General features: G+C 64.5%; 22 protein-coding genes. 15 read left to right on the top strand and 7 right to left on the bottom strand.

All coding sequences use genetic code 11. From position 1 onward, the window contains the following. The first annotated feature begins 125 nt into the window (after positions 1 to 125). The gene (locus P3C50_RS23610) at positions 126 to 974 is read left to right on the top strand and encodes a universal stress protein (protein WP_275547823.1); all 849 of its coding nucleotides are present in this window, start codon (positions 126 to 128) and stop codon (positions 972 to 974) included. Between the two features lie 75 nt (positions 975 to 1049). Here P3C50_RS23610 and P3C50_RS23605 read toward each other — a convergent pair whose 3' ends face one another. Both P3C50_RS23605 and olsB read right to left on the bottom strand, forming a co-directional pair. Further along, positions 1050 to 1832 carry a lysophospholipid acyltransferase family protein gene (locus P3C50_RS23605; RefSeq protein ID WP_275547822.1) on the bottom strand — a complete coding sequence of 261 codons (783 nt, stop codon included), beginning with the start codon at positions 1830 to 1832 and terminating at the stop codon, positions 1050 to 1052. Between the two features lie 79 nt (positions 1833 to 1911). Then, positions 1912 to 2643 carry an L-ornithine N(alpha)-acyltransferase gene (gene olsB, locus P3C50_RS23600; RefSeq protein ID WP_275547821.1) on the bottom strand — a complete coding sequence of 244 codons (732 nt, stop codon included), beginning with the start codon at positions 2641 to 2643 and terminating at the stop codon, positions 1912 to 1914. 147 nt (positions 2644 to 2790) lie between these two features. Between olsB and P3C50_RS23595 the strand changes: the two genes are divergently transcribed. The 10 genes from P3C50_RS23595 to P3C50_RS23550 all read left to right on the top strand — a co-directional run bounded on the left by P3C50_RS23595 (position 2791) and on the right by P3C50_RS23550 (position 15358). Then, the gene (locus P3C50_RS23595; protein ID WP_275547820.1) at positions 2791 to 3681 is read left to right on the top strand and encodes an acyl-CoA dehydrogenase family protein; all 891 of its coding nucleotides are present in this window, start codon (positions 2791 to 2793) and stop codon (positions 3679 to 3681) included. A 66-nt stretch (positions 3682 to 3747) separates the two neighbouring features. Next, positions 3748 to 4533 (top strand): MBL fold metallo-hydrolase, encoded by a 786-nt coding sequence (locus P3C50_RS23590; RefSeq protein WP_197854935.1) that lies wholly within the window; start codon positions 3748 to 3750, stop codon positions 4531 to 4533. 108 nt (positions 4534 to 4641) lie between these two features. Beyond that, positions 4642 to 5760: a serine hydrolase domain-containing protein gene (locus P3C50_RS23585; RefSeq protein WP_275547819.1), complete on the top strand. Its 1119-nt coding sequence runs from the start codon at positions 4642 to 4644 to the stop codon at positions 5758 to 5760. Continuing rightward, the gene (locus tag P3C50_RS23580; protein ID WP_275547818.1) at positions 5757 to 6077 is read left to right on the top strand and encodes an amidase; all 321 of its coding nucleotides are present in this window, start codon (positions 5757 to 5759) and stop codon (positions 6075 to 6077) included. Before P3C50_RS23585 ends, P3C50_RS23580 begins: the two co-directional genes overlap by 4 nt. Positions 6078 to 6205: 128 nt before the next feature. Beyond that, a complete protein-coding gene (locus tag P3C50_RS23575) occupies positions 6206 to 6778 on the top strand; it encodes a YceI family protein (RefSeq protein ID WP_275547817.1) in 573 nt (190 codons plus the stop codon). A gap of 2 nt (positions 6779 to 6780) precedes the next feature. Beyond that, positions 6781 to 7935 carry a phospholipase D-like domain-containing protein gene (locus P3C50_RS23570; protein ID WP_275547816.1) on the top strand — a complete coding sequence of 385 codons (1155 nt, stop codon included), beginning with the start codon at positions 6781 to 6783 and terminating at the stop codon, positions 7933 to 7935. Positions 7936 to 8158: 223 nt separating this feature from the next. Further along, complete coding sequence (locus P3C50_RS23565) at positions 8159 to 9121, top strand: alpha/beta fold hydrolase (RefSeq protein ID WP_275547836.1); 963 nt, start codon at positions 8159 to 8161, stop codon at positions 9119 to 9121. A 274-nt stretch (positions 9122 to 9395) separates the two neighbouring features. Beyond that, the gene (locus P3C50_RS23560; protein WP_275547815.1) at positions 9396 to 11189 is read left to right on the top strand and encodes a DUF1302 domain-containing protein; all 1794 of its coding nucleotides are present in this window, start codon (positions 9396 to 9398) and stop codon (positions 11187 to 11189) included. 27 nt (positions 11190 to 11216) lie between these two features. Further along, entirely contained in the window at positions 11217 to 12584 is a 1368-nt protein-coding gene (locus tag P3C50_RS23555) for a DUF1329 domain-containing protein (RefSeq protein ID WP_197854946.1), read from the top strand. 167 nt (positions 12585 to 12751) lie between these two features. Then, on the top strand, positions 12752 to 15358 hold the full coding sequence (locus P3C50_RS23550) for a LuxR C-terminal-related transcriptional regulator (protein ID WP_275547814.1): 2607 nt from the start codon (positions 12752 to 12754) through the stop codon (positions 15356 to 15358). Between the two features lie 152 nt (positions 15359 to 15510). Here the strand turns inward: P3C50_RS23550 and P3C50_RS23545 are convergent, their stop codons facing one another. The 4 genes from P3C50_RS23545 to P3C50_RS23530 form a co-directional block, all read right to left on the bottom strand. Next, positions 15511 to 16854, bottom strand: a complete 1344-nt coding sequence (locus tag P3C50_RS23545; RefSeq protein WP_197854948.1) for a short-chain fatty acid transporter — start codon at positions 16852 to 16854, stop codon at positions 15511 to 15513. 262 nt (positions 16855 to 17116) lie between these two features. Next, positions 17117 to 18298 carry an acetyl-CoA C-acetyltransferase gene (locus tag P3C50_RS23540; protein ID WP_275547813.1) on the bottom strand — a complete coding sequence of 394 codons (1182 nt, stop codon included), beginning with the start codon at positions 18296 to 18298 and terminating at the stop codon, positions 17117 to 17119. 132 nt (positions 18299 to 18430) lie between these two features. After that, positions 18431 to 19087: a CoA transferase subunit B gene (locus P3C50_RS23535; RefSeq protein WP_275547812.1), complete on the bottom strand. Its 657-nt coding sequence runs from the start codon at positions 19085 to 19087 to the stop codon at positions 18431 to 18433. An 11-nt stretch (positions 19088 to 19098) separates the two neighbouring features. Then, on the bottom strand, positions 19099 to 19797 hold the full coding sequence (locus P3C50_RS23530; RefSeq protein ID WP_074859308.1) for a CoA transferase subunit A: 699 nt from the start codon (positions 19795 to 19797) through the stop codon (positions 19099 to 19101). Positions 19798 to 19903: 106 nt separating this feature from the next. Here P3C50_RS23530 and P3C50_RS23525 point away from each other — a divergent pair, with 106 nt between their 5' ends. The 4 genes from P3C50_RS23525 (at position 19904) to P3C50_RS23510 (ending at position 24429) form a co-directional block, all read left to right on the top strand. Then, positions 19904 to 20791 carry a LysR family transcriptional regulator gene (locus P3C50_RS23525; RefSeq protein ID WP_275547811.1) on the top strand — a complete coding sequence of 296 codons (888 nt, stop codon included), beginning with the start codon at positions 19904 to 19906 and terminating at the stop codon, positions 20789 to 20791. Positions 20792 to 20926: 135 nt separating this feature from the next. After that, positions 20927 to 22168, top strand: coding sequence for an OprD family porin (locus P3C50_RS23520; RefSeq protein WP_275547835.1), 1242 nt, complete (start codon positions 20927 to 20929; stop codon positions 22166 to 22168). Between the two features lie 59 nt (positions 22169 to 22227). After that, complete coding sequence (locus P3C50_RS23515) at positions 22228 to 23817, top strand: argininosuccinate lyase (RefSeq protein WP_275547810.1); 1590 nt, start codon at positions 22228 to 22230, stop codon at positions 23815 to 23817. Between the two features lie 141 nt (positions 23818 to 23958). Further along, positions 23959 to 24429, top strand: a complete 471-nt coding sequence (locus P3C50_RS23510) for a hypothetical protein (RefSeq protein WP_275547809.1) — start codon at positions 23959 to 23961, stop codon at positions 24427 to 24429. Here P3C50_RS23510 and P3C50_RS23505 read toward each other — a convergent pair. Further along, complete coding sequence (locus tag P3C50_RS23505) at positions 24416 to 25666, bottom strand: cation:dicarboxylate symporter family transporter (RefSeq protein ID WP_275547808.1); 1251 nt, start codon at positions 25664 to 25666, stop codon at positions 24416 to 24418. The genes P3C50_RS23510 and P3C50_RS23505 overlap by 14 nt on opposite strands. Positions 25667 to 25680 lie beyond the last annotated feature (14 nt).

Below are 25680 nucleotides of genomic sequence, written 5' to 3'. Positions count from 1 at the left end.
GGCGCGTTTAGCAGTCCTGATCACCCTAGTCCGCTTTCCCGCGTCTTGCCTGACCTGCATCAAGGAGTACGGCGCCGGCAGACGCTTGAATGTAACGCGGTGTTTGAACACATGGAGGAAACGAGATGATCAAGATTCTGGTAGCGACCGACCTGTCCGAGCGTTCAGCGCATGCGGTGCAGCGCGCCGTGCAACTGATCCGTCGCCAGGGTGGCGGCGAGTGGTACCTGCTGCACGTGATCGATGACGACGCACCGGCTGCGCATGTGCAGCGTCAGGTGCAGCAGGCGGAAACCCTGCTGCAGGCGCAGGCCGAGCGCCTAGGCGAGCAGTGCGGCAGTGTGCCGCGAGTGATCGTCGGCACCGGCGAGGCCGCCATGGTGATCGTCGAAAGTGCCCAGGGCATGGGCGCCGATCTGCTGGTGGTGGGCGCACATCGCAAGTCGGCGTTGCGCGACTTCTTCGTCGGCACCACGCTCGAACGCGTCGTGCGCAGCAGTCATCTGCCGGTGCTGCGGGTCAATGGTCCGGTCACTCACGAGTACCGTCATGCGCTGCTGGCGATGGACCTGTCGCGCACTTCGCAACAGGCGCTGAAGCGGGCGTGTGAGCTGGGCCTGGCGAACCTCGACGACCTGCACGCGGCCAGTGCGGTCGAACCGGTGGCAGCGGGCGCGATCATGGAGGCCGGGCTTAGCGCCGAGGCGCTGGAGAGCCAGCGCGAGCTGCTGCGTGAGCAACTGGTGGAACGTCTGCATGCTGCGGGCGCGTCGCTGGGCCATGAGCGCCTGCTGGTGCAGGTTGGTTCGCCGGAAGGCGTGATCGACGAGGCGTTGCGTCACTCCGGTGCCGACCTGCTGGTACTCGGCACCCATGCTCGTGAAGGCGTCTCGCGCTTCTTCCTGGGCAGTGTGGCCAGCCGCCTGCTGGCCTCGCTCGACAGCGATGCGTTGATCGTGCCGCCGGCTGGCTGAGCGGCTTTGTAGCCTGGATGAAATCCAGGGAGCCCTTGCAAAAGCCCCCGGATCGCATCCGGGCTACGCGGTGGATTAGGCGGCTTCGGCTTCGGTCGCCACCATGGCGGGCGTTTCCAACTGCAGTGCCGTGGCGATGATGGCCTGGCTGTGCCGGGCCAATTCGTTGCGGCTGCGTGATTCGCTGGGGATCGGCGCGAGCAGGCGTATCTCCACTTCACAGGCCGAGCTGGAAAGCAGGCGCAGCAGGTGCGAGAGCATGTCGTCGTCGCCCACGAAAGGCGCGACGGGGCAGGGTTGGCCATCGCGCAGGTATCGGATGGCCACCGGCTGCAGCGCCACGCCGCTGTCGATTGCGCTGCTCAGCAGGCGGCCGTGGAAAGTGCGCAGGGCGAGGCCATCGGTGGTGGTGCCCTCGGGAAAAATCAGCAAGTGATGGCCTTGTTGCAGGTGGCGGCTGAGCTGCTGGCCGACCTGGCCGCTGTCGCCGGCGCCACGGCGGATGAACAGTGTACCGCCCTTGTGTGCCAGCCAACCGGCCAGCGGCCAGGCGCGCACTTCGGCCTTGGAGAGGAAGGACAGCGGCTGCAGGGCGCCGAGCAGCGGGATGTCGGTCCATGACACGTGGTTGGCGACCCACAGCATCGGCTGCGTCGGCAGCTCGCCTTCGACTCGCACGCGAAACGGCAAGGCACCGCCCAGGCGCGCCAGGAACCAGCGCGTCAGGCGCTGGCGCAGGGGCATCAGGTCATGCCGCACCACGCGTTCGCAAAGGCTGACGATGGCTGCCAGCAGCGTGCCGAAGGCGATGACCAGGGCCAGGTGCAGCAGGCGCAGGGAAAGGCGCAGTCGGGTCATGAAGGACTCCAGATAAAAAAAGCCGGCCTCTGTCTACAGGGCCGGCGCAAGCGATGCAAGTTCCTAAATGTGTGGCGCGTCAGACGGCTGCCTTGAAGTGCCGGGCGTAGCGTGGGCAAAGCTCGTCGCGCTTGAGCAGGATGAACACGTCGGCCACTTGGAAGTCCTTGTCCCAGCAGGGTTCGCCGCAAATCTTCGCGCCCAGGCGCATGTAGGCCTTGAGCAGCGGCGGCATCTCGGCGATGACGTTGCTCGGCAGGTCCAGTTGCGGCAGCGGGTGTTTCGGTTCGGCGCGCAGGTGCTCGGTGCACAGGTAGCGCTCGCGCAGGCGCTGCATCACGGCATGAGCCTGGATGCCGCCGTCCTGCATGGAGATGCTGGCGCAGCCCATCAGGTAACGATAGCCGCCTTCGTTGAGCACCTCGGCCAGCTCGCCCCAGAGTACGGCGATGGTGGCGCCGTTACGGTAGGCGGAATCGACGCAGGTGCGGCCGATTTCCAGCACCGGGCCTTCGAGGCCGGCCAGGCCGTGCAGGGCGAATTCCTCTTCGCTGTAGTAGCGGCCGAGGCCCGCAGCGGCCTGATGGTCGAGCAGGCGGGTGGTCGCCACCAGCTGGCCGCTTTCCAGGTCACGCACGCCGATATGGCGGCAGTGGATGTCGTAGTCGTCCATGTCCAGACCCAGTTCGGCGCCGTTGAGCTTGGCGTCGAATTCCGCGCTGAACACGCGGTAGCGCAAGGCCTGGGCTTCACGCAGGGCGGCGGGGCCATGCAGGCGTTCGGCCTGCAGACGGCGAGCGTTTTGAGTCATGCCAGATCCTCCGTGTGCCGGCTGGGTGCTTGCAGCCGGGCGATCTTGTTGGGCAATCTCAGGCTAGGTAGCTGCGGTGTCATCACCGTGAAGCTTTTTTGATGCTTGTGTGACGGCAGTCGGAAGCTGCCCACGAGGAGAGCCGCGATGCCCTGGTCCAACCTGTTTCAGCCCGTCCAGCGCCTGACTGCCGAAGCCGGATTGGAAGACTGGTACACGCGCCTGCTGGCGCGGCTGGGCGGTACTCCACAGCCCTTCGATCTGGCTCTGCTGGGCGGTCTGCAGGCGGCCACGCCGGGTCTGGCCTTTCTCGCCGGCTACCAGGCGGCGTTGCGTGTGCTGTGGCCAGCGGCGCCGTGGACGGCCGGTGCGCTGTGTGTAACCGAGAATCGCAGCACCCGCCCGGCGGACATGGGCACACGCATCGAAGGCCTGCAGCTCAGCGGCCGCAAGGATTTCGTCACCGCCGCCGAGTGCGCCGACTGGCTGCTGGTGGCGGCGCGCGAGGAGGGTGCGGGGCAGGCGCCGCGCCTGGCCTTGGGCGTGGTGCGCCAGGGTGCGCCCGGTGTGCGTATCGAACCGCTGCCGGCGTTGCCGCTGATGCCGGAGATCGGCCATGCGCGCCTGCACTTGCAGCAGGCGCAGGGCGAGCGCCTGGCCGGCGACGGTTGGGACGGCTACGTCAAACCCTTTCGCACTCTGGAGGACGTGCATGTGCTCACGGCGGTGAGCGCCTGGCTGTTCGGCATCGGCCGTGAGTGTGACTGGCCGGAGGCCTTGCTGTTGCGCCTGCAGGCGCTGCTCGCCGGTTGCGCCGAGGTGGCGCGGCAAGCGCCCAACGCGCCGACCACCCATCTGTTGCTCGCCGGCCTGTTCGCCGAGCAGCAAGCCCTGGCCGGCGAGGTGGAGGCCGCTCTGGCGACCGGGCCGACGCCTTGGGCGGAACTGTGGCAGCGCGACAAGGGCTTGCTGCGCATCGCCGAGGCGGCGCGGGCCAAACGCCTGGAGAAAGCGCGGCGGATTGTCGCCGGCCTTTGATCCATATCAGTACTGGCTGGTGGTGGTGCGCATAAGGTTGCTTCGCGATTCATCTACGAGGTTTCCATGCGCCGCGAGCCCATCGTGCTGTTCGATAACGGCAGCCACCAATGCCTGATGTTCGATGACCTGGTCAGCGGCGAAGGCGTGCAATCCAACCAGTTCCTGATCACCGACAACGAGCAGTATCTGCTGCTCGATCCGGGCGGTGACCTGACCTACACGCCCCTGTCTCTGGAGCTGTCCAAACACATTCCGGTGCAGGACCTGACCTACATCTTCGCCTCGCATCAGGACCCGGACATCATCGCCTCGCTGGACAAGTGGCTGCTGCACACCCGTGCGCGAGTGATCTGCTCCAAGCTGTGGGCGCGTTTTCTACCGCACCTGACGGCCAACTATCTGGTGCTGAGCCGTGGCATCAACACCTTCGATCGCATCATCGCGCTACCGGATCGCGGCCAGAGCATCCCGCTTGGCAAATGCACGCTCAAGGCGGTGCCGGCGCACTTCCTGCACTCGGTGGGTAACTTCCAGGTGTACGACCCGGTGAGCAAGATCCTCTTCTCCGGCGACATGGGCGCCTCGATGGTCGACGACGCCACGCCGGTGCGCGACTTCGTCAACCACGTGCCGAACATGGAGGGCTTCCATCGCCGCTACATGGCCGGCAACAAGGCGTGTCGCCTGTGGGCGGCGATGGTGCGCGAGATGGACGTGGAAATGATCGTGCCGCAGCACGGCCGGCCCTTCGTCGGCCCGGAAATGATCAGCGCCTTCCTTTACTGGATCGAGAACCTCGAATGCGGTCTCGACCTGATGGGCCCGGAGGATTACCAACTGCCCAAGTGACGGCAGTGGTGCTCTGCCCGAATGAGCCGCGGAGATGGCGCAACAGACCCTTCAAGCCGTCATCTTCGCCATGCTAGGGTGCGCGACGATTTCTGATCGAGACCGCCCATGCCCACTTCCTTGCTTCGTCGACTGAGCCTGGCGCTCGCTCTCAGCCTGGCTGCCAGCACCGCCCTGGCGGAAAGCTGGCCGCAACCCGACTGGCAGAGCCAACCCCGTATCGATAGCGCCGCGCTGGCCGAACTGGAACAGTACGCCTTTCCTGAGCGCGATGACGTCGAACGCACGGGCGCGCGCACCGATGCCCTGCTGGTGATACGCGACGGGCAGATCGTCTACGAACGCTACGCCGAGCCCACCACGGCGCAGACCGCTCACCTGACCTGGTCGATGGCCAAGAGCCTGCTTGCCACCACCCTCGGTGTGGCCTACGGCGAAGGACGCTTCAAGCTCGATGCGCCGGCTGCGCAGTACTACCCGGCGATGGCCGAGCATGCGCAGATCAAGATCGGCCACCTGCTCAACTGGGCCTCGGGCCTGGCCTGGGAAGAGGACTACGAGTACGCGCCGCTGAAATCCTCGGTGGTGGCCATGCTCTATACCCGCGGTCGCGCCGATATGGCGGCGTTCACCGCCGCGCATGAAGCCGATGCCGCGCCTGGTACGCGCTTTCGTTATTCCAGCGGCGACAGCAATGTGCTGGCTGCCGCGTTGCGCGGCATGGTCGGCGAGCAGGCCTATGCCGACTATCCCTGGACCGCGCTGTTCGAGCCGCTGGGCATCACCAGCGCGACCTGGGAGCGCGATGCCAGCGGCACCTTCGTCGCCTCGTCCTATGCCTACCTGAGCGCGCGTGACCTGGCCCGGGTCGGCCTGCTGATGCAGCGCGGCGGGCGCTGGGGCGAGCGCCAACTTCTGCCGACGGCCTGGGTCGATTTCGTCTCCACGCCCTTCGCCGACTATCAGCCACAGAATTTCGCGCCTGGTGATGCCGTACCGGGCGGGCACTGGTGGCTCAACGCCGAGTTGCCGGGCGCTGCGCGGCCCTGGCCGGATGCACCGGCCGACACCATCGCCGCCCTGGGCCACTGGGGCCAGGGACTGTACGTGATGCCGCAGGAGAAACTGGTGGTGGTGCGTTACGCCGATGACCGCGACCGCAGCTTCCAGCACAACGAATTGCTCAAGCGCGTGCAGGCGGCCTTCGCCACGGAGGTGCAACCATGATTCGTCGTCACCCGATTCTCAGCGTGCTGGCGCTGCTGCTGATCCTGGCGCTGGCCTGGGCCTGGCCGAACCGCGCGCATCTGGCGGCGTTCCCCGACATCATCGGCGCCTACACGGCCAAGGAGTACTGCTCCTGCCGTTACGTCAGCGGTAATCCGGCGGCCTATTGCGAAGGCTATGTCGCGCAGTACGTGCCGATCAGCAGCCTGCTCGATGATCACAATGCCAAGCGTGTGACCGCCAGTGGCCTGGGCCGCACCCACAGTGCAGCTTGGCTGGGGGAGCGGCAGGGCTGCCAGTTGCTGCCGAGCAAGTAGAACGGGTGAAACCCGCCAACTCGGAAGCGGCGGGTTGCAGCCGCGCTACGGTGCTCTGGGCGCTGGGCTTTGCAACGCTGGCCGTGGCGACTATCGTTGCCGCCTGGTCATGCCTTTATCGAGTTCTCATGCGCCGTTCGCTTCCTGCCCTGCTGCTGGCTGTCGCCTTGCCCGTTCACGCCGACTGGTACCTGGACAACGAGTCCTCGCGGCTGTCGTTCATCTCCACCCATTCCGGCAGCCAGTCGGAGGTGCATCGCTTCCTCACACTGCACGGGCAGATCGCCGCCGATGGACGCGCGCGCCTGCGCGTGGACCTGGATTCGCTGAGCACCGGCATCCCGCTGCGCGACGAGCGTCTGCGTGCCATGTTGTTCGACACCTCGCGTTTGCCTGAGGCACGCATCAGTGCCCAGGTCGACCTGCCGCAACTCACCGACCTGGCGCCCGGCGCGCAACTGGAGCTGCGCCTGCCCCTGCAACTGACCCTCAACGAGCGCACCCGCGAGCTGGACAGCGAGCTGCTGGTCACCCGCCTCGATGATCGCCGCTTCCAGGTGGTGACCCTGGCGCCGCTGGTGCTGCACGCCGAAGACTTCGCCCTGGCCAGCGGCATCGAGGCGCTGCGCAAGATCGCCGATCTGCCGGCCATCAGCCTGTCGGTGCCGGTGGGCGCCGTGCTGATCTTCACGGCGCGGTGAGCGTGCACAAGCGCGGCCGCATCTTTCCCTGGCGCGGTGGCAATCGCTTCGAATTGCTGTTGGACGGTCCGGCGTTCTTCCCGCGCATGCTGGCAGCCATCGAGGGTGCCCGGCAGCAGGTGGAGATCGAGCTTTACCTGATCGAAGACGGCCGCTGCAGCGAGCGCCTGGTCGATGCCCTGTGCCGAGCGGCCGAGCGCGGGGTGACGGTGCGCGGCCTGTTCGATGCCTTCGGCGCGGCCAAGCTGGGCGCCGCGCTGCGCGAGCGCATGCAGGCCGCCGGCATACAGCTGCGCTGGTACAACCCGGTGCGCTGGCGGCGTGGCATCCGCAACTTTCACCGCGATCACCGCAAGCTGCTGCTGGTGGATCAGTGCCTGGCCTACGTCGGCGGTACCGGCTCCACCGATGAGTTCTGGCTGCCGGACGAAGCCCGCAGCCCCTGGCACGAAGCCATGGTGGAAATCGAAGGGCCGCTAGTGGGCGACTGGCAGCAGTTGTTCGAGCGGCTGTGGCGGGCACGATTTTCCTGGCGCCCGAGCCATCAGCCGATCCCGCTGAGCCTGCCGGAATGCCCGCCGGCCGGCGTTGGTCTCGGGCGCGTGGCCTACGCCGACGCGGCGCAGCACCGCGACATTCTGCTCTCGCTGTTGCGTGCGCTGAGAGGCGCCAGGCGGCGCGTGTGGCTGGCCACGCCGTACTTCCTGCCCACCTGGAAAATCCGCCGTGCCCTGCGCCGCGCCGCGGCGCGCGGTGTCGAGGTACGCCTGCTGCTGGCCGGGCGCAACACCGATCACCCGCCAGTGCGTTTTGCCGGCCAGCGCTACTATCCCAGGCTGCTCAAGGCCGGTGTGCGCATCTTCGAGTACCAGCCCAGCTTTCTGCACCTGAAGATGGTGCTGGTGGACGACTGGGTCAGCGTCGGCTCGTGCAACTTCGATCACTGGAACCTGCGCTTCAACCTCGACGCCAACGTCGAAGCCCTGGACCCGGACTTCACCCAGGCGGTGGCGGCCAGCTTCATCGAGGATTTCGCCAACAGCCGCGAGATCACCCTCGATGACTGGCGCCAGCGCCCCTGGTGGCGCCGCGCGCAACAACGTCTGTGGGGCTGGCTGGATCGCCTGGCGGTGAATCTGCTGGATCGCTGGCGCTGAGCGCCTGAACCACCCGTCGATGCCTGAGGGCTCTATCTAGCGTGTTTCAGTCACATTCGGCAAAGCATTGCAGCCTTGATGAGCGGGGGCGGTTGCTATATTCGCTAGCCCCTGCATGCCTGCGCCTGGTCGTAGCGAGCATGCACTCATCAGACACAGGAATGCGCCCGTGAAGAAAACCCTGCTCACCGCGACACTTTCCGCCAGCCTCCTTCCACTTTCCATGCTTCAGGCTGCGCCGCAGACCGAATATGGCCCGCAACTGGAGGGCTTCGAGTATCCCCACCCGATCCAGCGCTTCGCGTTCAGTTCGCAGCAGCAGGAGCTGTCGATGGGCTACATGGATGTGAAGCCAGCCGGCAAGGCCAATGGCCGCACGGCGGTGCTGCTGCATGGCAAGAACTTCTGCGGTGCAACCTGGGAAGCGACCATCAAGGAGCTGGCGGATGCTGGCTACCGCGTGATCGCGCCGGACCAGATCGGCTTTTGCAGCTCGAGCAAGCCGCGCGGCTATCAGTTCAGCTTCGGCCAGCTGGCCAGCAACACCGATGCGCTGCTGGAGTCCTTGGGCGTGGAGAAGGCCACGGTGATCGGCCATTCCATGGGCGGCATGCTGGCCGCACGCTACGCGCTGGCGCATGCCGAGCGGGTGGAGAAACTAGTGCTGGTCAACCCCATCGGCCTGGAGGACTGGCAGGCCGAGGGCGTGCCCTATGTGACCGTCGACCAGCTCTACCAGGGCGAGCTGAAAACCTCCTACGAGGGCATCAAGAACTACCAGCTGAAGTTCTACTACAACGGCGTGTGGAAGCCCGAGTACGACCGCTGGGTCGACATGCTTAACGGCATGTACAGCGGGCCAGGCAAGGAAATCGTCGCCTGGAACCAGGCGCAGACGGCGGAGATGCTCTTCACTCAGCCGGTGGTGCACGAGTTCGCCAACATCAAGGCGCCAACCCTGCTGCTGATCGGTGGCAAGGATCGCACCGCCCCAGGCGCCAACCGTGCGCCAGAGGACGTCGCCAAGCGTCTCGGCAACTACCCGGAGCTGGGGCGCAAGACCGCCGAAGCGATCCCTGAGGCGAAACTCGTGGAATGGCCGGAACTGGGCCACTCGCCGCAGGTGGAAGCGCCGGCGCTGTTCCACGAGGTGCTGTTGCGCGAACTGGCAGCCAGCGGCAACTGATCGACCTGGCAGAGCCTGGCCCCAGGCTCTGCCCCTTCTCCAGGACGCCATTCGCGTCGTCCTCTGACAGCGCCTTTCGGTGCCTGCCTGCAAATAGTTCCCCACCCGCCTGATGGTCCGTCATTCAGCAAGCTGAGGTCGGCCCGCGTGCGCCCGTCTCAGGGCGCCGTTCATCCTTTCGGGCGACAGGCGAAATCCCTCCTTGGTGCGCTTATCCGGGGCCTGTTCCCCGCCTAGGGTTGGCGCTGCAGTACCCAATACCTAGGAGACCCGCATGACAACAACAACAGGGCCCGGACTATTCCAGCCGCACACCTTGGCTTTGGCCGTCGCCGTCGGTTTCGCCGCTCCGGCACAGGCCGTCAATTTCAACATCGGTGAGATCGAAGGGCAGTTCGACAGTGCGCTGTCGGTCGGTGCCAGCTGGTCGATGCGCAGCCCGGATCGCGATCTGATCGGCCCCAACAATGGTGGCCAGGGTCAGGCGCAGACCGGCGACGACGGCCGCCTGAACTTCAAGAAGGGCGAGACCTTCTCGAAGATCTTCAAGGGCATCCACGATCTCGAGCTGCGCTACCGCGACACCGGCGTTTTCGTGCGCGGCAAGTACTGGTACGACTTCGAGCTGAAGGACGAGAGCCGCCTGTTCAAGGACATCGACGACAGCAACCGCAAGGAGGGCGCCAAGTCCTCGGGCGCGGAAATCCTCGATGCCTTTCTCTACCACAACTACGCCGTCGGCGATCTGCCGGGCACCGTGCGGGTCGGCAAGCAGGTGGTGAGCTGGGGCGAGAGCACCTTCATCGGCAACAGCATCAACTCGATCAACCCCATCGACGTCGCGGCCTTCCGCCGTCCCGGTGCGGAGATTAAGGAAGGCCTGATCCCGGTGAACATGCTCTACGTATCGCAGAGCCTCAGCGACCGCCTGAGCATGGAGGCCTTCTACCAGCTGGAGTGGGACCAGACCATCCTCGATAACTGCGGCACCTTCTTCTCCACCGCCGACGTGGCCGCCGATGGCTGCGACAGCGGCTACCACATCGGCTCGCCGGCCATCGCACCGCTGCAGCCGGTCGCCGCCGCGTTCGGTCAGGGCTTCCGCGTCGACAGCGAAGGGGTGATCCTGCCACGCGCCGGTGATCGTGATGCGCGTGACCAGGGCCAATGGGGCGTGGCCTTGCGCTGGCTGGGTGACGAGACCGAGTACGGCGCTTACTTCATGAACTACCACAGCCGTACGCCCATCGTCAGCACGCAGAACGCCGGCCTGGCCACGCTGGCGGCGCTGCCGGGGATCATCGGCACCGCTAACGGCATCGCGCCGGGCAGCGGCGCCGGTCTGGCGCAGAGCGTGATGCTCGGCAATGGCCGCTATTACCTGGAGTACCCCGAGGACATCCGCCTCTACGGCCTGAGTTTCTCCACCACGCTGCCCACCGGCACGGCCTGGGCGGGCGAAATCAGCTACCGGCCGAACCTGCCGCTGCAGATCAACACCACCGACATGACCCTGAGCCTGCTCAACCCGATCGCCCCCGGCACCTCGCCGGTCGCGGCAGGGCCGGGCCAGGACAACGTCGGCTATCGGCGCAAGGAAGTCACCCAGCTGCAGACCAGCTTCACCCACTTCTTCGATCAGGTGATGGGCGCGGGACGCTTCACCCTGGTCGGCGAGGTCGGCGTGGCCCACGTCGGTGGGCTGGAAAGCCGCGAAGACCTGCGCTATGGCCGTGATTCGCTGTTCGGTGCCTACGGCTTCAACGGCGACACCGACGGCTTCACTACCAGCACCTCCTGGGGCTACCGCGTGCGCGGCATCTGGGAGTACAGCAACGTGTTCGCCGGGGTCAACCTCAAGCCGAATATCTCCTGGTCGCACGATGTCGACGGCTACGGCCCCAACGGCCTGTTCAACGAGGGCGCCAAGGCCATCAGCTTCGGCATCGACGCCGACTACCGCAATACCTACACCGCCAGCCTGTCGTACACCGACTTCTTCGGCGGCGATTACAACGTCGCGATCGACCGCGACTTCCTGGCGCTCAGCTTCGGCGTGAGCTTCTAGGCCATCAGGATCAGTTGAGGAATGCAGATGAATACAACCCTGAAGATGCTCGGCGCACTTTCCCTGAGCCTGCTGGCCAGCGGTGTGCTGGCCGCGGTCGGCGAACAGGAAGCGGCCAAGCTCGGTAACAGCCTGACCCCGCTGGGTGCAGAGATGGCCGGCAATGCTGCCGGCACCATCCCGGCCTGGACGGGCGGCCTGGCCAGCGATGCCGGTCAGGTCGATGCGCGTGGTTTTCTCAGTGACCCGTTCGCCAACGAGCAGCCGCTGTTCACCATCACCGCGCAGAACCTGGACCAGTACCGTGACCGCCTCACTGCGGGGCAACTGGCGATGTTCCAGCGCTATCCGGAAAGCTACCGCATGGCGGTATACCCGACCCACCGCAGCGCCGCAGTGCCGGACAACATCTATGCCGCGGCCAAGACCAGTGCGCTGAACACCGGGTTGGTGGAAGGCGGCAACGGATTGACCAACTTCGGTCAGAGCCGTTACTACGCGTTCCCGATTCCGCAGAACGGCCTGGAAGTGGTGTGGAACCACATCACTCGCTATCGCGGCGGTAACCTGCGCCGCAGCATCGTCCAGGCATCGCCACAGGCCAATGGCTCCTACACGCTGGTCAACTTCGAGGATGAGGTCGCCTTCCCGGACAACATTCCCGATATCGACCCGGCCAAGGCGGAAAACACCCTGCTGCTGTTCAAGCAGCGGGTCACCGCGCCGCCGCGCCTGGCGGGCAACGTGCTGCTGGTGCACGATTCGTTGGATCAGGTGCGCGAGCCGCGCATGGCCTGGATCTACAACGCCGGCCAGCGTCGCGTGCGGCGTGCCCCGCAGGTGGCGTACGACGGTCCGGGGACTGCCGCCGATGGTCTGCGCACCACCGACAACTTCGACATGTTCAGCGGCGCCCCGGATCGTTACGACTGGAAGCTGGTGGGCAAGCGCGAGGCGTTCATCCCGTACAACAACTACCGCCTGGCCTCGCCGCAGGTGAAGTACAGCGACATTCTCAAGGCTGGCCATATCAACCAGGATCTGGCCCGTTACGAGTTGCACCGCGTCTGGGAAATCGAGGCCACGCTGAAGAGCGGCGAGCGCAACATCTACGCCAAGCGGCGCTTCTACGTGGATGAGGATTCCTGGCAGATCGCCCTGTCCGAGCATTACGACGGCCGCGGTCAGATGTGGCGTGTCGGTGAGGCGCTGCTGTTCCAGCAGTACGACAAGAAGGTGCCGGTATACGCGCTCGAAGCGCTGTATGACGTGATCGCCGGACGCTATATCGCGATCGGCATGGCCAATGAGGAGAAGACGGCGGTGCAGTACGGCACCAAAGCCTCGGCCAAGGACTTCACCCCGGCTGCACTGCGTAACGCTGGCGTGCGCTGACCGGGTCGCTCCAAGCAAGCCGGTGTCGCCTCGCGCGTCGCCGGCTTTTTTGTGCCTGCCTCTTTCTCGTGAATTTCGCACCATAAGCGCCAGGGGGTAGTCGTGCCTGGTGAGCGGCGTACCATCGTCGGGTGGTTCAACAATGACAAGCAGAGAGAACCGCTGCCATGCCGACCCTCGCCATCGCCCGCACGAGCGCGCTGCAAGTGCAACCTGTCGATCTACCGCGGCTGCCACCGTGCGTCGTTTCCCGTCCCGCCCTGCTGCAACGTCTGCTCGCCAGTCAGGCGCGTTTGCGCCTGCTGTGTGCGCCCGCCGGCACCGGCAAGAGCGTGCTGCTGGGCCAGTGCGCGCGACACACGCCCGCCGCCATCGAGCGGGTCTGGCTCGATCTTGCCGGGCGCAGCCTGAGCCCGGCGCAGCTGTGCAAGCGACTGGCGGCAGCCATGCAGCTGCCGGGCGAGGATACCGGTGAAGCAGAACTGATCGAACGGCTGCATGCGCGCGCGGGGCGCTTGTGGATCTTTATCGACGACTATCCGCGGCAGGCCGACGAGGCGCTCGATGCCTGCCTCGATCGGTTGTTCGCTGCAGCGCCGGCGCAAGTCACCTGGTGGGTCGCCAGCCGCCGTACGCCAGCCTGGAACCTGCCGCGTCTGCTGCTGCAGGGCGATTTGCTGGAACTCAAGGGCGAAGAGCTGGCGCTGGATGAGGCGGGGCTGAGCGAATTGTTGGCCACGCTGCAGATCGAGTTGGTCGATGATCTCCGTCAGGCGCTGCTCGCGCGCAGTGAAGGCTGGCTGGCGGCGATTCGTCTGCTGCTGCTCGATGCCGGTGAAGACGCGCTGCGTCAACGTCTGCAGGATGGCTGCCCGGTGCTTTGTGACTACGTGCAGCGGGAGGTGCTGGACGATCTTGACGATGAACTGCGCAGCGACCTGCATGCGCTGGCCCTGCTGCCACGCTTTTCCCGGTCGCTGTGCGAGCACCTGCTCGAAGGCCGCGGTGCCTTGTTGCTGAGCGAATTGCAACGGCGTCAGTTATTCGTGCGCAGCCTGGACAGCAGCGGTACCTGGTTCCGTCTGTGGCGTCCTCTGGCCGAGGTGCTGTGGCGCCTGCCGGGTGCTCCGTTGCCAGCCTCGATCCATGTGCGCGCCTGCCAATGGTTCGCTCAGCACGGTGAGATTCGTGAGGCCGTCGAACATGCTCTGCAGGCCGGGCAGGTCGAGGTTGCGGTCAACTATCTGCAGCGTTTCGACCAGGAGCAGTTGCTGCAGGGGCATTCGGTGGCGCAACTGCTGCAATGGCGCGAAGAGCTGCCGGATTGGTTGTTCGCCAGTTCGCCGCGGCTGATCGTGCTACAGGCTTGGGCCTTGATCATCTGCGCCCGTTTCGACGACGCCAGTGCCTGCATTCAGGGGTTGGCGCATTTCATGCCGCAACCCGATGCGCAGCGTCAGCGCAAACTGATCGCGCACTGGCAGGCATTGATGGGCGTACTGGCGCGGCAGTGCGGCCGCCGTGATGCTCGGCTGCACTGTCAGGAGGCCCTGCAGATGCTGGATGAGGGCAGTTGGTCGCAACGTGTGCTGTGCTATCAGGCGCTGGCGCAGCAGCATATGGCCGAGCATGCGCTGGAGCAGGCCAAGCAGGCGCTGGATCAGGGCCTGCATCTGGCGCGCTTGCGTGGCAGTCTGATCTTCGAAGCCCTGCTCAATACCGATCACTGCCTGCTGTTGCAGATGCGTGGCGAGGCCGGGCGCGCGGCCCAGCTGGCCGAGCAGTCGCTGGCGCTGTTGCGCGAACGTTTCAACCATAGCCCGGTGGTCGCCCGCCTGTTGCTGGTTCGGGCCAGCCTGCTGGCGCGCCAGGGCCTGGACGAGGCGGCGCAGCAGGCGTATCGCCAGGGGCTGCAGGAAGCCGAACATTGCGAGGATGCCTACATCATTTCCGGCTACCTGGGGCTGCTGGAGCTGGCCGAGAGTCGGGGGGAACTCGACGAGGCGCACCAGTGGCTGCAGAAGGCCGAGCGCGTCATGCAGTGGTCGCACGTGCCGGAAGTGCGTTACCGCTGCGTGCTGCAATTGCAGGCAGGGCGTCTGCTGTTGCGTCAGGGGCAGACCGGGCGGGCGCGCGAGTTGTTCGCCCAGACCCTGCAGCAACTGCAGCAGCGCCAGCAACTGGCCCCTTCCGAGTTTTACGACCTGCTGCCGCGCTTGCGCCACTGCCTGGCGATCAGCGACCTGCTGCTCGGTCATCAGGCGGCTGCCGAGCATGCGTTGCGCCTGTTACTGGATGAAAGCCAGCTCGCCGGGCATCGCAGCCTGACCTGTGAATGTCGGGTCAGCCTGGCCGAGGCGCTGCTCGTGCAGGGTCAGGACGAACAGGCCGATGAGCTGCTTCACCAGGCGCTTGGCGAGGCGCGACAGCTGCGTCTGCTGCGGCCATTGCAGGAGTTGCAACAGCGTCAGCCGCAGTGGTTGGAACGCATGTTGCCGGGAGAGGTTGGGCAAAGCCTGCATCAGCGCTTGTTCGAGCCGGCTTCGGCCCTTGACGAGCCCGCCAGCGCCGGAACCGCCCTGCTCAGCTCGCGCGAGCTGGCCGTGCTGCAATTGATCGCGCAGGGTTTTTCCAATCAGGAAATCGCCGATCGCCTGTTCATCTCGCTGCACACGGTCAAGACCCATGCACGGCGGATCAACGTCAAGCTCGGTGTGCAAAGACGCACCCAGGCGGTGGCGATGGCCAAGGCGCAGGGGCTGATGGGGGATTAAGTTAGGCACAGCCTGCTGCGCGTCGGCGCTGCTGCGTTAGAAGCAGGCTCACAATGCTCATGTACAAAAGTACACTCCGCTTGCTCGCCTGCCTCTGCCTTGCATCGCTCTAGCTCGCGAGGCCTCACAGTGCGGTGATCGCGAGCGGGGATTCAGCCGAGCAGATAGAACGCCCCGCAGATCACCACGCCCGAGTACAGCAGCATGATCAGGCAGTAGCCCATGATGTCGCGGGCGCCGAGGCCGACGATGCCGAGCAGCGGCAGCGCCCAGAACGGCTGGATCATGTTGGTCCAGGCGTCGCCCCAGGCAATCGCCATGGCCGTGACGGTGGGCGAGACGCCCAGGGCCTGGGCAGCCGGCAGCATGATCGGGCCCTGCACGGCCCACTGGCCGCCACCGGACGGGACGAACACGTTGACCACACCGGCGCTGAGGAAGGCCAGCAGCGGGAAGGTGTCGGCCGAGGACCAGGAGATGAACGCTTCGGTGATCTGCCGGCCGAGGGAGATGCCGTCGGCGTTGGCGCCCATCATCATGCCCATGATCCCGGCGTAGAAGGGGAACAGCAGGACGATGCCGCCGATGCCGCGCACGCTCTCGTCCACTGCGCGCATGTAGCGCTCCGGGGTGCCGTGCATCAGCAGGCCGCTGAACAGGAAGATGGCGATGACCACGTCCAGGCCGAGCACGAAGCCCTTGCTGGCGAAGTGGTTGAACAGGTAGATACCGGCCATGGCCACCAGCGCCAAGCCGAGAATGCGGCTGTCGTCCAGGCGTTGCGCCGGGGTTTCACGGGCCGGCAGTTCGGCGCGTGACTCGACCAGTTTGGCGGCATCGGCGACCTTGGCGCCCTGGCGCGGGTGCATGGCGCGGTTGAGCAGTGGCAGGCCGATCACCAGCAGGGCGACGATGGTCAGATTCAGGGTGCTGAACAGGGTTTCGGTGATGCTTACCGGGTCGCTCAGTACGCCGGCAGTCATGCGCGCCAGGTCCGGGCCGCCAGTGGCCAGGGAGAGCGGCACCGAACCGGCGAGGCCGCCATGCCAGACCAGGAAGCCCGAGTAGGCCGACGCCACCAGCAGCGGGTAGTCGACGCCATCGACCTTGCGCGCCAGGGCGCGGGCGAACACAGCGCCGATCACCAGGCCAAAGCCCCAGTTGACCCAGCAGCCGACCAGCGCCACCAGGGTAACCATGATGATCGCCTGACCCGGTGTGCGCGCCATGCCGGCCAGGCGGTCGAGCTGACGGTTGATGAGCGGTGCGCTGGCCAGGGCATGGCCGGTGACGAAGATCAGCGCCATCTGCATGGCGAAGCCGAGCAGCGTCCAGAAGCCGCCGCTCCAGTGTTGCACCATGGCCGGCAACGACTGGCCGGTGGAGAATATACCGGCGAGCAGCACGCCCAGGGTCAGGAGCGCAGAGAACACGAACGGTGACGGCAGGTACTTCTGTACCAGGCTCACGCTCATGCGGGTGAGGGTGTTGAACATGGATGACGCCTCTTTCTTATGGTTGTGTAAGGGCTAACCGGGCATTCAGAGTTGGCTATGCCTGGGTGTTGCGGTGGATATGACAAAGCTCGGCCGAGACCGAGCTGGGTGGTGGTAGCCCGGATGAAATCCGGGAGGTCCATTTCAGGTTTCCCCGGATTGCGTCCAGGCATACCTCTTTATAAATCGTCGCGGCTAAAGCCCCTCCCACAGGAGCCAGACGGGCAGTGTGGGAGGCGCTTCAGCGGCGATTGTCTGGCGCTCAGGCGCGCTCGATGGCCAGCGCCACACCCTGGCCGCCGCCGATGCACAGCGTGGCCAGACCCTTCTTGGCGTCGCGGCGGATCATCTCGTGCAGCAGGGTCACCAGCACGCGGCAGCCCGAAGCGCCGATGGGATGACCGAGGGCGATGGCGCCGCCGTTGACGTTGACCTTGTCGGCATCCCAGCCCAGCTCCTGACCGACCGACAGCGCCTGGGCGGCGAAGGCCTCGTTGGCTTCGATCAGGTCCAGATCGGCCAGGCTCCAGCCGGCCTTGTCCAGGCAGCGACGGGTGGCCGACACCGGGGCGATGCCCATGATCGCCGGGTCGACGCCGGCGTTGGCGTAGCCGGCAATCTTCGCCAGCACCGGCAGGCCCAGCTCGTGCGCCTTGGCCGCGCTCATCAGCAGCACGGCAGCGGCGCCGTCGTTGAGGCTGGAGGCGTTACCGGCGGTGACGCTGCCGTCCTTCTTGAATGCAGGTTTGAGCTTGGCCAGGGATTCGGCGGTGGTGCCGGCACGCGGTTGCTCGTCACGGGCGAAGGCGACAGGGTCACCCTTACGCTGCGGGATCAGCACCGGGGTAATCTCGGCGTCGAAGCGACCGGCTTCGATAGCGGCCACGGCCTTCTGCTGCGATTCGGCAGCAAAGGCGTCCTGCGCCTCACGGCTGATGCCGTATTTCTCCACCAGGTTCTCGGCGGTAATGCCCATGTGGAAGTCGTTGAAGGCATCCCACAGGCCGTCGACGATCATGCTGTCGAGCATCTGCGCGTGGCCCATGCGCAGGCCGGTGCGGGCCTTGGGCAGCACGTAGGGCGCCAGGCTCATGTTCTCCATGCCGCCGGCGATGATCACCTCGGCATCGCCACAGCGAATGGCCTGGGTAGCCAGGTGTAGAGCTTTGAGACCCGAGCCGCAGACCTTGTTCAGGGTCATAGCCGGCACGGCATGCGGCAGGCCGGCGCGGATAGCGGCCTGGCGTGCGGGGTTCTGGCCGCTACCGGCGGTGAGTACCTGGCCGAGGATGACTTCATCGACCTGGGCGGCGTCGAGGCCGGTTTGTTCGAGCAAGCGCTTGATGACGATGGCGCCGAGCTCCGGCGCGGGAATCTCGGCCAGGCTGCCCTGGAAGCTGCCGATGGCGGTGCGGGTGGCGGCGACGATGACGACGTCTTGCATGGGGAATCCTCTGTGCGCGGTAGGGCGGAAAAAGCTTCGCGGATGAATCCGCTCCTACAGGGTGTAGGACATAGCCAAAAAAACGTTCCGTAGGCGCCGTGCGTGGTGGCGCCTACAGAACGGTAGACAACTTTAGAAGCTCATTTCCGGCACGTGTTCGGGGACGATCAGCTTGCCGGCGGTCTTGGCGACGATTTCCTCGACGCTCACCCCTGGCGCGCGTTCGCGCAGGATGAAGGCGCCGTTTTCGATCTCCAGATAAGCCAGGTCGGTCAGCACCTTGCGGATGCAGCCGCAGCCGGTCAGCGGCAGGCTGCAATGCTCCAGCAGCTTGGACTCACCGTCCTTGGAGGCATGGGTCATGGTGACGATGATGTTGTCGGCGCCGGCCACCAGGTCCATGGCGCCGCCCATGCCCTTGACCAGCTTGCCGGGGATCATCCACGAGGCGATGTTGCCGCGCACGTCCACCTCGAAGGCGCCGAGCACGGTCAGATCGACGTGGCCGCCACGGATCATGGCGAAGGACTGCGACGAGTCGAAGATCGCCGCACCCTTGATCGCGGTGACGGTCTGCTTGCCGGCGTTGATCATGTCGGCGTCCACTTCCTCTTTGGTGGGGAAGGCGCCCATGCCGAGCAGGCCGTTTTCCGACTGCAGCATCACCTGCATACCCTCGGGCACGTAGTTGGCCACCAGGGTCGGGATGCCGATGCCGAGGTTGACGTAGAAGCCGTCCTGCAGCTCGCGGGCCACGCGCTGGGCCATTTGTTCACGGGTAAGAGCCATGGTCTTTCTCCTCAGGCGCGCAGCGTGCGTTTTTCGATGCGTTTCTCGAAGCTGCCGCAGATCAGCCGATCGACATAGATGCCGGGCGTGTGAATCTGCGTCGGGTCGAGTTCACCGGGCTCGACGATCTCCTCGACCTCGACCACGGTGATGCGCCCGGCAGTGGCGACCACTGGGTTGAAATTCTGCGCGGTATGGCGGTAGACCACGTTGCCGAAGTGGTCGGCCTTCCAGCCTTTGACGATGGCGAAGTCGCCGGTGATGGCCGGTTCGAGGATGTAGTGGCGGCCGTTGATCTCGCGCGCTTCCTTGCCTTCGGCGACCGGGGTGCCGTAGCCGGTGGCGGTAAAGAAGGCAGGAATGCCGGCACCGCCGGCGCGCAGCTTCTCGGCCAGTGTGCCCTGCGGGGTGAGCTCGACTTCCAGTTCGCCGGAGAGCAGTTGCTGCTCGAACAGTGCGTTTTCGCCGACATAGGAGGCGATCATCTTGCGGATCTGCCGGTCTTCCAGCAGCACGCCGAGGCCAAAACCGTCGACGCCGCAATTGTTGGACACCACGGTCAGATCGCGCACGCCGCGACGGCGGATCTCGGCGATCAGGTTCTCGGGGATGCCACACAGGCCGAAACCGCCGGCCAGCACGGTCATGCCGTCCTGCAGGCCGTCCAGGGCTTCTGCGTAGCTGCCGACGCGTTTGTCGAGTCCGCTCATTCGAGGCTGCCTCTTTTGTTGTTATCAGGAGTGAGGCCAAGCTTCTGCGCTGTAGCCTTATTTGTTAAGTTTGTTTTTTCTCTTGATTGATCAGGTAAATAAATCAATGACCGTCAAGCAGCTGCGCGCCTTTCTTGCCGTGGCACAGAGCCTGAGCTTCGCCCAGGCCTGCGAGCGCCTGCACCTGTCGCAGCCGGCGCTGAGCCTGGCGATCAAGAACCTGGAGCAATCGCTCGGTGGTCAGTTGCTGGTGCGCACCACCCGCAGCGTGGCGCTGACGCCCGAGGGCGAGACGTTGCTGCCCATCGCCGTGCGCCTGCTGGCCGACTGGGACAACGCCGAGGACCTGCTGCGCCAGCACTTCACCCTGCAGATGGGCAAGGTAGCGGTGGCGGCCATGCCGTCGTTCGCCGGTAATCGCCTGCCGGCGGCGCTGCGCGCCTTTCGCGACGCCTACCCACGGGTCAACGTGGCGGTGCACGATGTGGTCAACGAACAGGTAATGGAGATGGTGCGCGACGGCCGCGTCGAACTGGGCATCGCATTCGAGCCTTTGAGCCTCGACGGCTTGCAGTTCACGCCGCTGTACGAGGATCGCTTCGTCGCGGTGGTGCCGGCAGATAGCGAGCTGGCCGGGTGCGAGGCCTTGAGCTGGGTGGATCTGCTCGACCGGCCTTTTATCACTCTGCAGCGACCCTCGGCGGTGCGCCTGCTGCTGGAAGACAGCGTGATCTCCAGTCACGGCAAGCTGCCGGTGGCGTTTGAGAGTCATCAGTTGGTCACGGTCGGGCGCATGGTCGCCGAAGGCCTCGGCGTCAGCGCGGTACCACAGCTATGCCGGCAGCAGATGGAGGACCTGGGCGCCCGCTGCCTGCCGCTGATCGAGCCGCAGGTGTCGCGCCGGATCGGTCTGCTGCACCTGGCCGGGCATCAGTTGTCCAGCGCGGCGCAGGCGTTGAGCGAAACGCTGATGACGCTCGCCCGCAAGGGTTGAGGTGAAGAAAGAAAGTCATATTCTGTAGATATCAATTCAATACTATTTATATATTTTTAATCTCTATTTGTTGTCTTTAGCATCCCTTTGCCAGTTGCCTGGCCGCTAACAAAAACAATGAATCGAGGCATGAAAATGATACGACCTACCTCGCGCCTGCCCGCGCTTCTCGCCGTGGGCAGCTCCCTTGTCTTGCCCACCGTCGCCAACGCCGCCTTCTTCGAAGACAGTAAAGCTTCGCTCGAGCTACGCAATTTCTACATGAACCATGACTTTCATCAGGACGGTGCCAGTCAGTCCAAGCGAGACGAGTGGGCACAAGGATTTCTGCTCAACTATCAGTCCGGTTTCACCGAGGGGCCGATAGGTTTCGGTGTCGATGCGCTGGGGCTGCTTGGCCTGAAGCTCGACTCCGGCCCCGATCGTCAGGGCACCGGTCTGCTGCCCGTCGGTGATGACAAGGCACCGGATGATTACAGCCAGCTGGGTTTCACCGCCAAGGCGCGTATCTCCAAGAGCACGCTGCATGTCGGTACGTTGATTCCGAAACTGCCGACGGTCCTGCCTAGCGATTCGCGCCTGTTGCCGCAGACTTTTCGTGGCGCACAGCTGCAGTCACGGGAAATCGACGGGCTGACGCTGGACGTCGGTCAACTGACGAAGAACAGCCTGCGCAACTCCAGCGCCAGTGATGACATGCTGGTCGCCGGCAAGGGCATTCGAGGTGGTCAGGCCAGCGATGAGTTCAATTTCGCGGGGGCCAGTTACAAGTGGTCCAAGCACCTAAGCACTGCCTACAACTACGGACACCTGGAGCAGAACTACAAGCAGCACATCGTCAACGTGCGTCATCACCTGCCGATCATGGATGGGCACTCTTTCGACAGCGACATTCGCTATGCCCGCTCCACTCACGATGGCAACAGCAATGTCGACAACACTGCCGTCGGCGCCAAGTTCACCTACAACCTCAACAGCCACTCGCTCGGTGTCGCCTATCAGAAAATGAGTGGCGATACGGGCTTTCCGCACATCGAAGGCACCAACTCCTTCTTGGTCAACTACGTGATGATCTCGGCGGACTTCGCCAGCCCCGAGGAGCGCTCCTGGCAGGTGCGTTACGACTACGATTTTGCCGCGCTGGGCCTGCCGGGCCTGACCTTCATGACGCGCTACATCAGCGGCGACAACTTCGATCGCGCAGGTGGTCGCGAGGGCAAGGAATGGGAACGCAACACCGACATTGCCTATGTCGTGCAGAACGGCCCGCTGAAGAACTTCGGCGTCAAATGGCGTAACGGCACCTACCGCAGCAACGGTGGTAATGACATCGATCAGAACCGCCTGATCTTCAGCTACACCCTGCCGCTGCTCTGACCCTTTTTATGCCCGATACCGGGCCCGCAGTGGCCCGGTACCTTCGCGAGGACTTACATATGAATACCCACAAGACCCTGCTGCAGTTGGCCATCAGTGCCGCGTTGTTCCTGCCGCTGACCACCCAGGCTGCCAACACCGCCGACGTTTCCTGCAACAGCACCGCCGAGTGCGCCGAACAGGCCGCCAGGATCGGTGCGAGCACCGACAAGCGTGCGCTCAAAGGCGGCGCCTACGAAAGTCAGTTCGCCTGGATGAACCGCATCAACAAGGCCTCCATCGTCATGCTCACCGAGGAAGGCATCGTCAGTGCGCCGCAGGGCAAGCGTATCGCCAGCGGCGTGCAGCATGTCATCGACCAGGCCGGGCAGCCCGATGGCAGGCGTCCAAGTGACGTGCTGCAGGTCGAGAAAATCATGATCGACAAGATCGGCCCAGAGGCGTCGCTGATCCATTCCGGGCGTAGTCGGCAGGACATGTACGCGACCTACCGCCTGGCAGTGCTGCGTGCTCAGGTGCTGGATTTCAGTGATGGTCTCAACAGTGTGCGTGAGCGTCTGCTGAAGCTCGCCGCCGACAATGTCGATACGCTGATTCCCGCTTATACCAACGGTGTGCAGGCCATGCCGATCAGCTACGCGCACTACCTGCTGGCGTTCGAGGCGGCTTTCCAACGTGACGCTCAGCGTATTCACGAACTCTACGGGCGTCTCAATCTCAGCCCAATGGGCACGGCGGTGTTGGCCAACTCGGGCTGGCCGCTCAATCGAGAGCGCCTGGCGAGCTTGCTCGGTTTCGATGGTGTACGCGAGAACTCGCTGGACTCCAGCCAGGTCTCGACCTTCGATATCCCGCTGGAGGCTGCCGGTATCGCATCCTCGTCGGCGATTCGTGTGGGCGCGCTGATCGGCGACATTCATACCCAATATCACCAAACCCGACCCTGGCTGCTGCTCGAGGAGGGCTCTACCTATACCAGCAGCGCCATGCCGCAGAAGCGTAACCCGGGCCTGCTGATGCGCACCCGGGAGTCGGCATCCAACGTCGTCGGGCTGGCCGGTGCCACGTCGATCCGTGCGCATAACGTCACCACCGGCATGACCGACTACAAGATCGCATTCGACGAGCTCGGTTTGTTCGAGTCGGCTACGCAGATGTTCAAGCGTCTGGACTCGGTGCTCGATGCCCTGGTGATCAATCCCGAGCGCGCCATGGAAGAACTGGATAACGACTGGACCACGTCGATGGAGCTGGCCGATACCCTCGAACGTGAGCATAAGGTGCCGTTTCGCATAGGGCACAGTTTCGCCTCCATGATCGTCGGGCAGGCGCGTAAGGAAGGCTTGCTGCCGAAGAACTTCCCATACGCGGATGCCCAGGCGCTGTTCGCCAAGGCGGCGCAGAAATATAAGTGGCAGGAGCAGCAGTTGCCACTGAGCGAGTCCGCGTTCCGCGCTACGCTGTCGCCACGCGCCATGGTGGAAACCCGCAAGGGCACGGGGGGGCCGCAACCGGCTGAGGTCAAGCGCATGCTGGCGGCTGCGCAGAAAACCTTGAAGGCCGATCAGGGCTGGATGGGTGAGCATCGCCAGAAGCTGGTCGAGGCAGAGCAGCGTCTGGACAAGGCGTTTGATCGTCTCGCCCGCTGATCGTCTCGGCCCGTGCGCAGGCGTCATCTGCTCCGGCTGGCCGCGCTGCTATCGATGTTCGGTAGCGGCGCCTTGACATGTTCGGGTTTTCTAGGGGCGCGCAGCCCGGTGGATACCAGGGGCAAGCTGACGACGCAGTTCATGCGTCTGGTCGTCGATGATACAGCCTTCGCCATTCTGGTAAGGGCCAGCGCAGACCTCTACAACTTACCAACTGGTTTGAGCCGGGCGGTCATCCTCTTCGGCGCAGACCTCGACGAAAGGCCCTACCAGGTTGAAGGAGCGCTGGTGATTACGCCTGTCTTTCTTGAGCCTGGTGACCCCAGGATACAGCCCGACATGCCTGTATGGCAGGTGGGTGATTGGGCCAGAGGGGAACGATCCGGATTCGCTCTGAAAGGTGTTTGCGCGCTAGCGGTTGTCGATGGTTTGTTACGCTATCTCACGCATCATCCGGCTTTTGCCGATTTGCAGGGTGTCGAGCTGGTCGGCCACGGTCTCGGGGCCGAACTGCTACGGCGACATGCTGCACGCGGTGCCGGAAATCCAGGTCGATTCAGGCTGCGCTATCGACTACAACGGCCAGCCGTGCAGGCCGTCACTCCTCGTTGAGCCTCAGGGCGCCTCGCTGCGGGCGATGTTGACCCAGTACGCGCCGAGCTTGCTCGACATCCAGCGCATCGTGGCATTTGCTGATGAACAGACAGGCCACACAATTGCCCAGAACATTCGTCAGCGAACGACATTTCATCAAACGTTCGACGCCAACGAGGATACCCAGCAGCTCCATGGGGGCGAACTGCAGAGCACTGAGTGTGGCGGTCAGAATGACGAAGGCTGATCCGGCGACGCTAGTCGCTCCCAACGAGGTGAATAGACTGACGAGCAGGAGCAGCAAGAGTTGCTGAGCGCTCAGGTCGGTTCCCGCCATCTGTGCGAGAAACACCATGGCCACGCTCAGGTAGAGATTCGAACCGTTGAGGTTGAAGCTGTAGCCGCCTGTCAGCACCAGGCGTGCGACATGACTATTACATCCGGCCGCTTCGAGCTTCTCGAGCAGTTTCGGTAAAGCTGCTACCGATGAACCGGTGGCAGCGACCAGCAGCAGCGCTTCTTTGACATGGAGGATCAGGCGCCACAAGCGCAACCTGAGCAGGCGCAGGGCGAAACCCAGTACCAGGGTGATATATACGAGACTGGCCAGGTAGAGGGTAGCAATGAACTTCAGCAGCGGAATGGCGGCCGTCATGCCGTACTTGCCAATGGTGAAGGCGATGGCAGCGAATGCGGCCAGCGGAGCGAAGCGCACGATGCCTCGCATCAGCCTGAATATCATCGAGACGCCCTGATCCAGGCGTTGCTGCAATGCTGTGCCTGCCTGGCCCGAAAGTCCCAGCAGGTAGCCGCAGACCAGCGCGGCAAGCAGTACCTTGAGAATCAGGCTTTGTTCAAACGTTTGCAGTACCAGGGCGGGCAACTGCGCAATCACGTCCGTACTGGTATGGCTGTCGGCTGCTATTGGTGAGAGGAGGGCGTTATTGCTGCCAGGCTGTAACAGCAACGCCAACAGGATGCCGCAGCTCAGCGACAGCAGGGACATCAACTGCCAGTAGCCCACTGTCTTCAATGCCAGTCTCGCGCTGCCGGGGTGGCCGACGAGCCTGGCGACGCTGGAGCAGAGCAGGATGAACATCACCGGCGGTGTCACCCAGGCAATGATGCCGAGAAACACCTCGCTGAGCGGCTTCATCTGGATTGCCAGAGACGGATTGCAGACACCGAGAATACCACCGAAGAGGACGGCCAAAAGCAGCTGAGCAATACCGGAACGGGCAAGTCGGTGAATCATGACGCTCTGTTTTT

The organism is Pseudomonas sp. Marseille-Q0931 (assembly GCF_940789645.1).
Taxonomy (GTDB): Bacteria; Pseudomonadota; Gammaproteobacteria; order Pseudomonadales; family Pseudomonadaceae; genus Aquipseudomonas.
This window is presented reverse-complemented; position numbering and strand designations above follow the sequence as displayed.

Coding starts and splice junctions, on each gene's coding strand:
- P3C50_RS23565 (WP_275547836.1), top strand. CDS start 8,159: ATGCTTCAGGCTGCGCCGCAGACCGAATATGGCCCGCAACTGGAGGGC.
- P3C50_RS23505 (WP_275547808.1), bottom strand. CDS start 25,666: ATGATTCACCGACTTGCCCGTTCCGGTATTGCTCAGCTGCTTTTGGCC.
- P3C50_RS23610 (WP_275547823.1), top strand. CDS start 126: ATGATCAAGATTCTGGTAGCGACCGACCTGTCCGAGCGTTCAGCGCAT.
- P3C50_RS23520 (WP_275547835.1), top strand. CDS start 20,927: ATGATACGACCTACCTCGCGCCTGCCCGCGCTTCTCGCCGTGGGCAGC.
- P3C50_RS23530 (WP_074859308.1), bottom strand. CDS start 19,797: ATGAGCGGACTCGACAAACGCGTCGGCAGCTACGCAGAAGCCCTGGAC.
- P3C50_RS23540 (WP_275547813.1), bottom strand. CDS start 18,298: ATGCAAGACGTCGTCATCGTCGCCGCCACCCGCACCGCCATCGGCAGC.
- P3C50_RS23555 (WP_197854946.1), top strand. CDS start 11,217: ATGAATACAACCCTGAAGATGCTCGGCGCACTTTCCCTGAGCCTGCTG.
- P3C50_RS23560 (WP_275547815.1), top strand. CDS start 9,396: ATGACAACAACAACAGGGCCCGGACTATTCCAGCCGCACACCTTGGCT.
- P3C50_RS23515 (WP_275547810.1), top strand. CDS start 22,228: ATGAATACCCACAAGACCCTGCTGCAGTTGGCCATCAGTGCCGCGTTG.
- P3C50_RS23535 (WP_275547812.1), bottom strand. CDS start 19,087: ATGGCTCTTACCCGTGAACAAATGGCCCAGCGCGTGGCCCGCGAGCTG.
- P3C50_RS23545 (WP_197854948.1), bottom strand. CDS start 16,854: ATGTTCAACACCCTCACCCGCATGAGCGTGAGCCTGGTACAGAAGTAC.
- P3C50_RS23585 (WP_275547819.1), top strand. CDS start 4,642: ATGCCCACTTCCTTGCTTCGTCGACTGAGCCTGGCGCTCGCTCTCAGC.
- P3C50_RS23590 (WP_197854935.1), top strand. CDS start 3,748: ATGCGCCGCGAGCCCATCGTGCTGTTCGATAACGGCAGCCACCAATGC.
- P3C50_RS23575 (WP_275547817.1), top strand. CDS start 6,206: ATGCGCCGTTCGCTTCCTGCCCTGCTGCTGGCTGTCGCCTTGCCCGTT.
- P3C50_RS23550 (WP_275547814.1), top strand. CDS start 12,752: ATGCCGACCCTCGCCATCGCCCGCACGAGCGCGCTGCAAGTGCAACCT.
- P3C50_RS23605 (WP_275547822.1), bottom strand. CDS start 1,832: ATGACCCGACTGCGCCTTTCCCTGCGCCTGCTGCACCTGGCCCTGGTC.
- P3C50_RS23595 (WP_275547820.1), top strand. CDS start 2,791: ATGCCCTGGTCCAACCTGTTTCAGCCCGTCCAGCGCCTGACTGCCGAA.
- olsB (WP_275547821.1), bottom strand. CDS start 2,643: ATGACTCAAAACGCTCGCCGTCTGCAGGCCGAACGCCTGCATGGCCCC.
- P3C50_RS23525 (WP_275547811.1), top strand. CDS start 19,904: ATGACCGTCAAGCAGCTGCGCGCCTTTCTTGCCGTGGCACAGAGCCTG.
- P3C50_RS23580 (WP_275547818.1), top strand. CDS start 5,757: ATGATTCGTCGTCACCCGATTCTCAGCGTGCTGGCGCTGCTGCTGATC.
- P3C50_RS23510 (WP_275547809.1), top strand. CDS start 23,959: ATGCGTCTGGTCGTCGATGATACAGCCTTCGCCATTCTGGTAAGGGCC.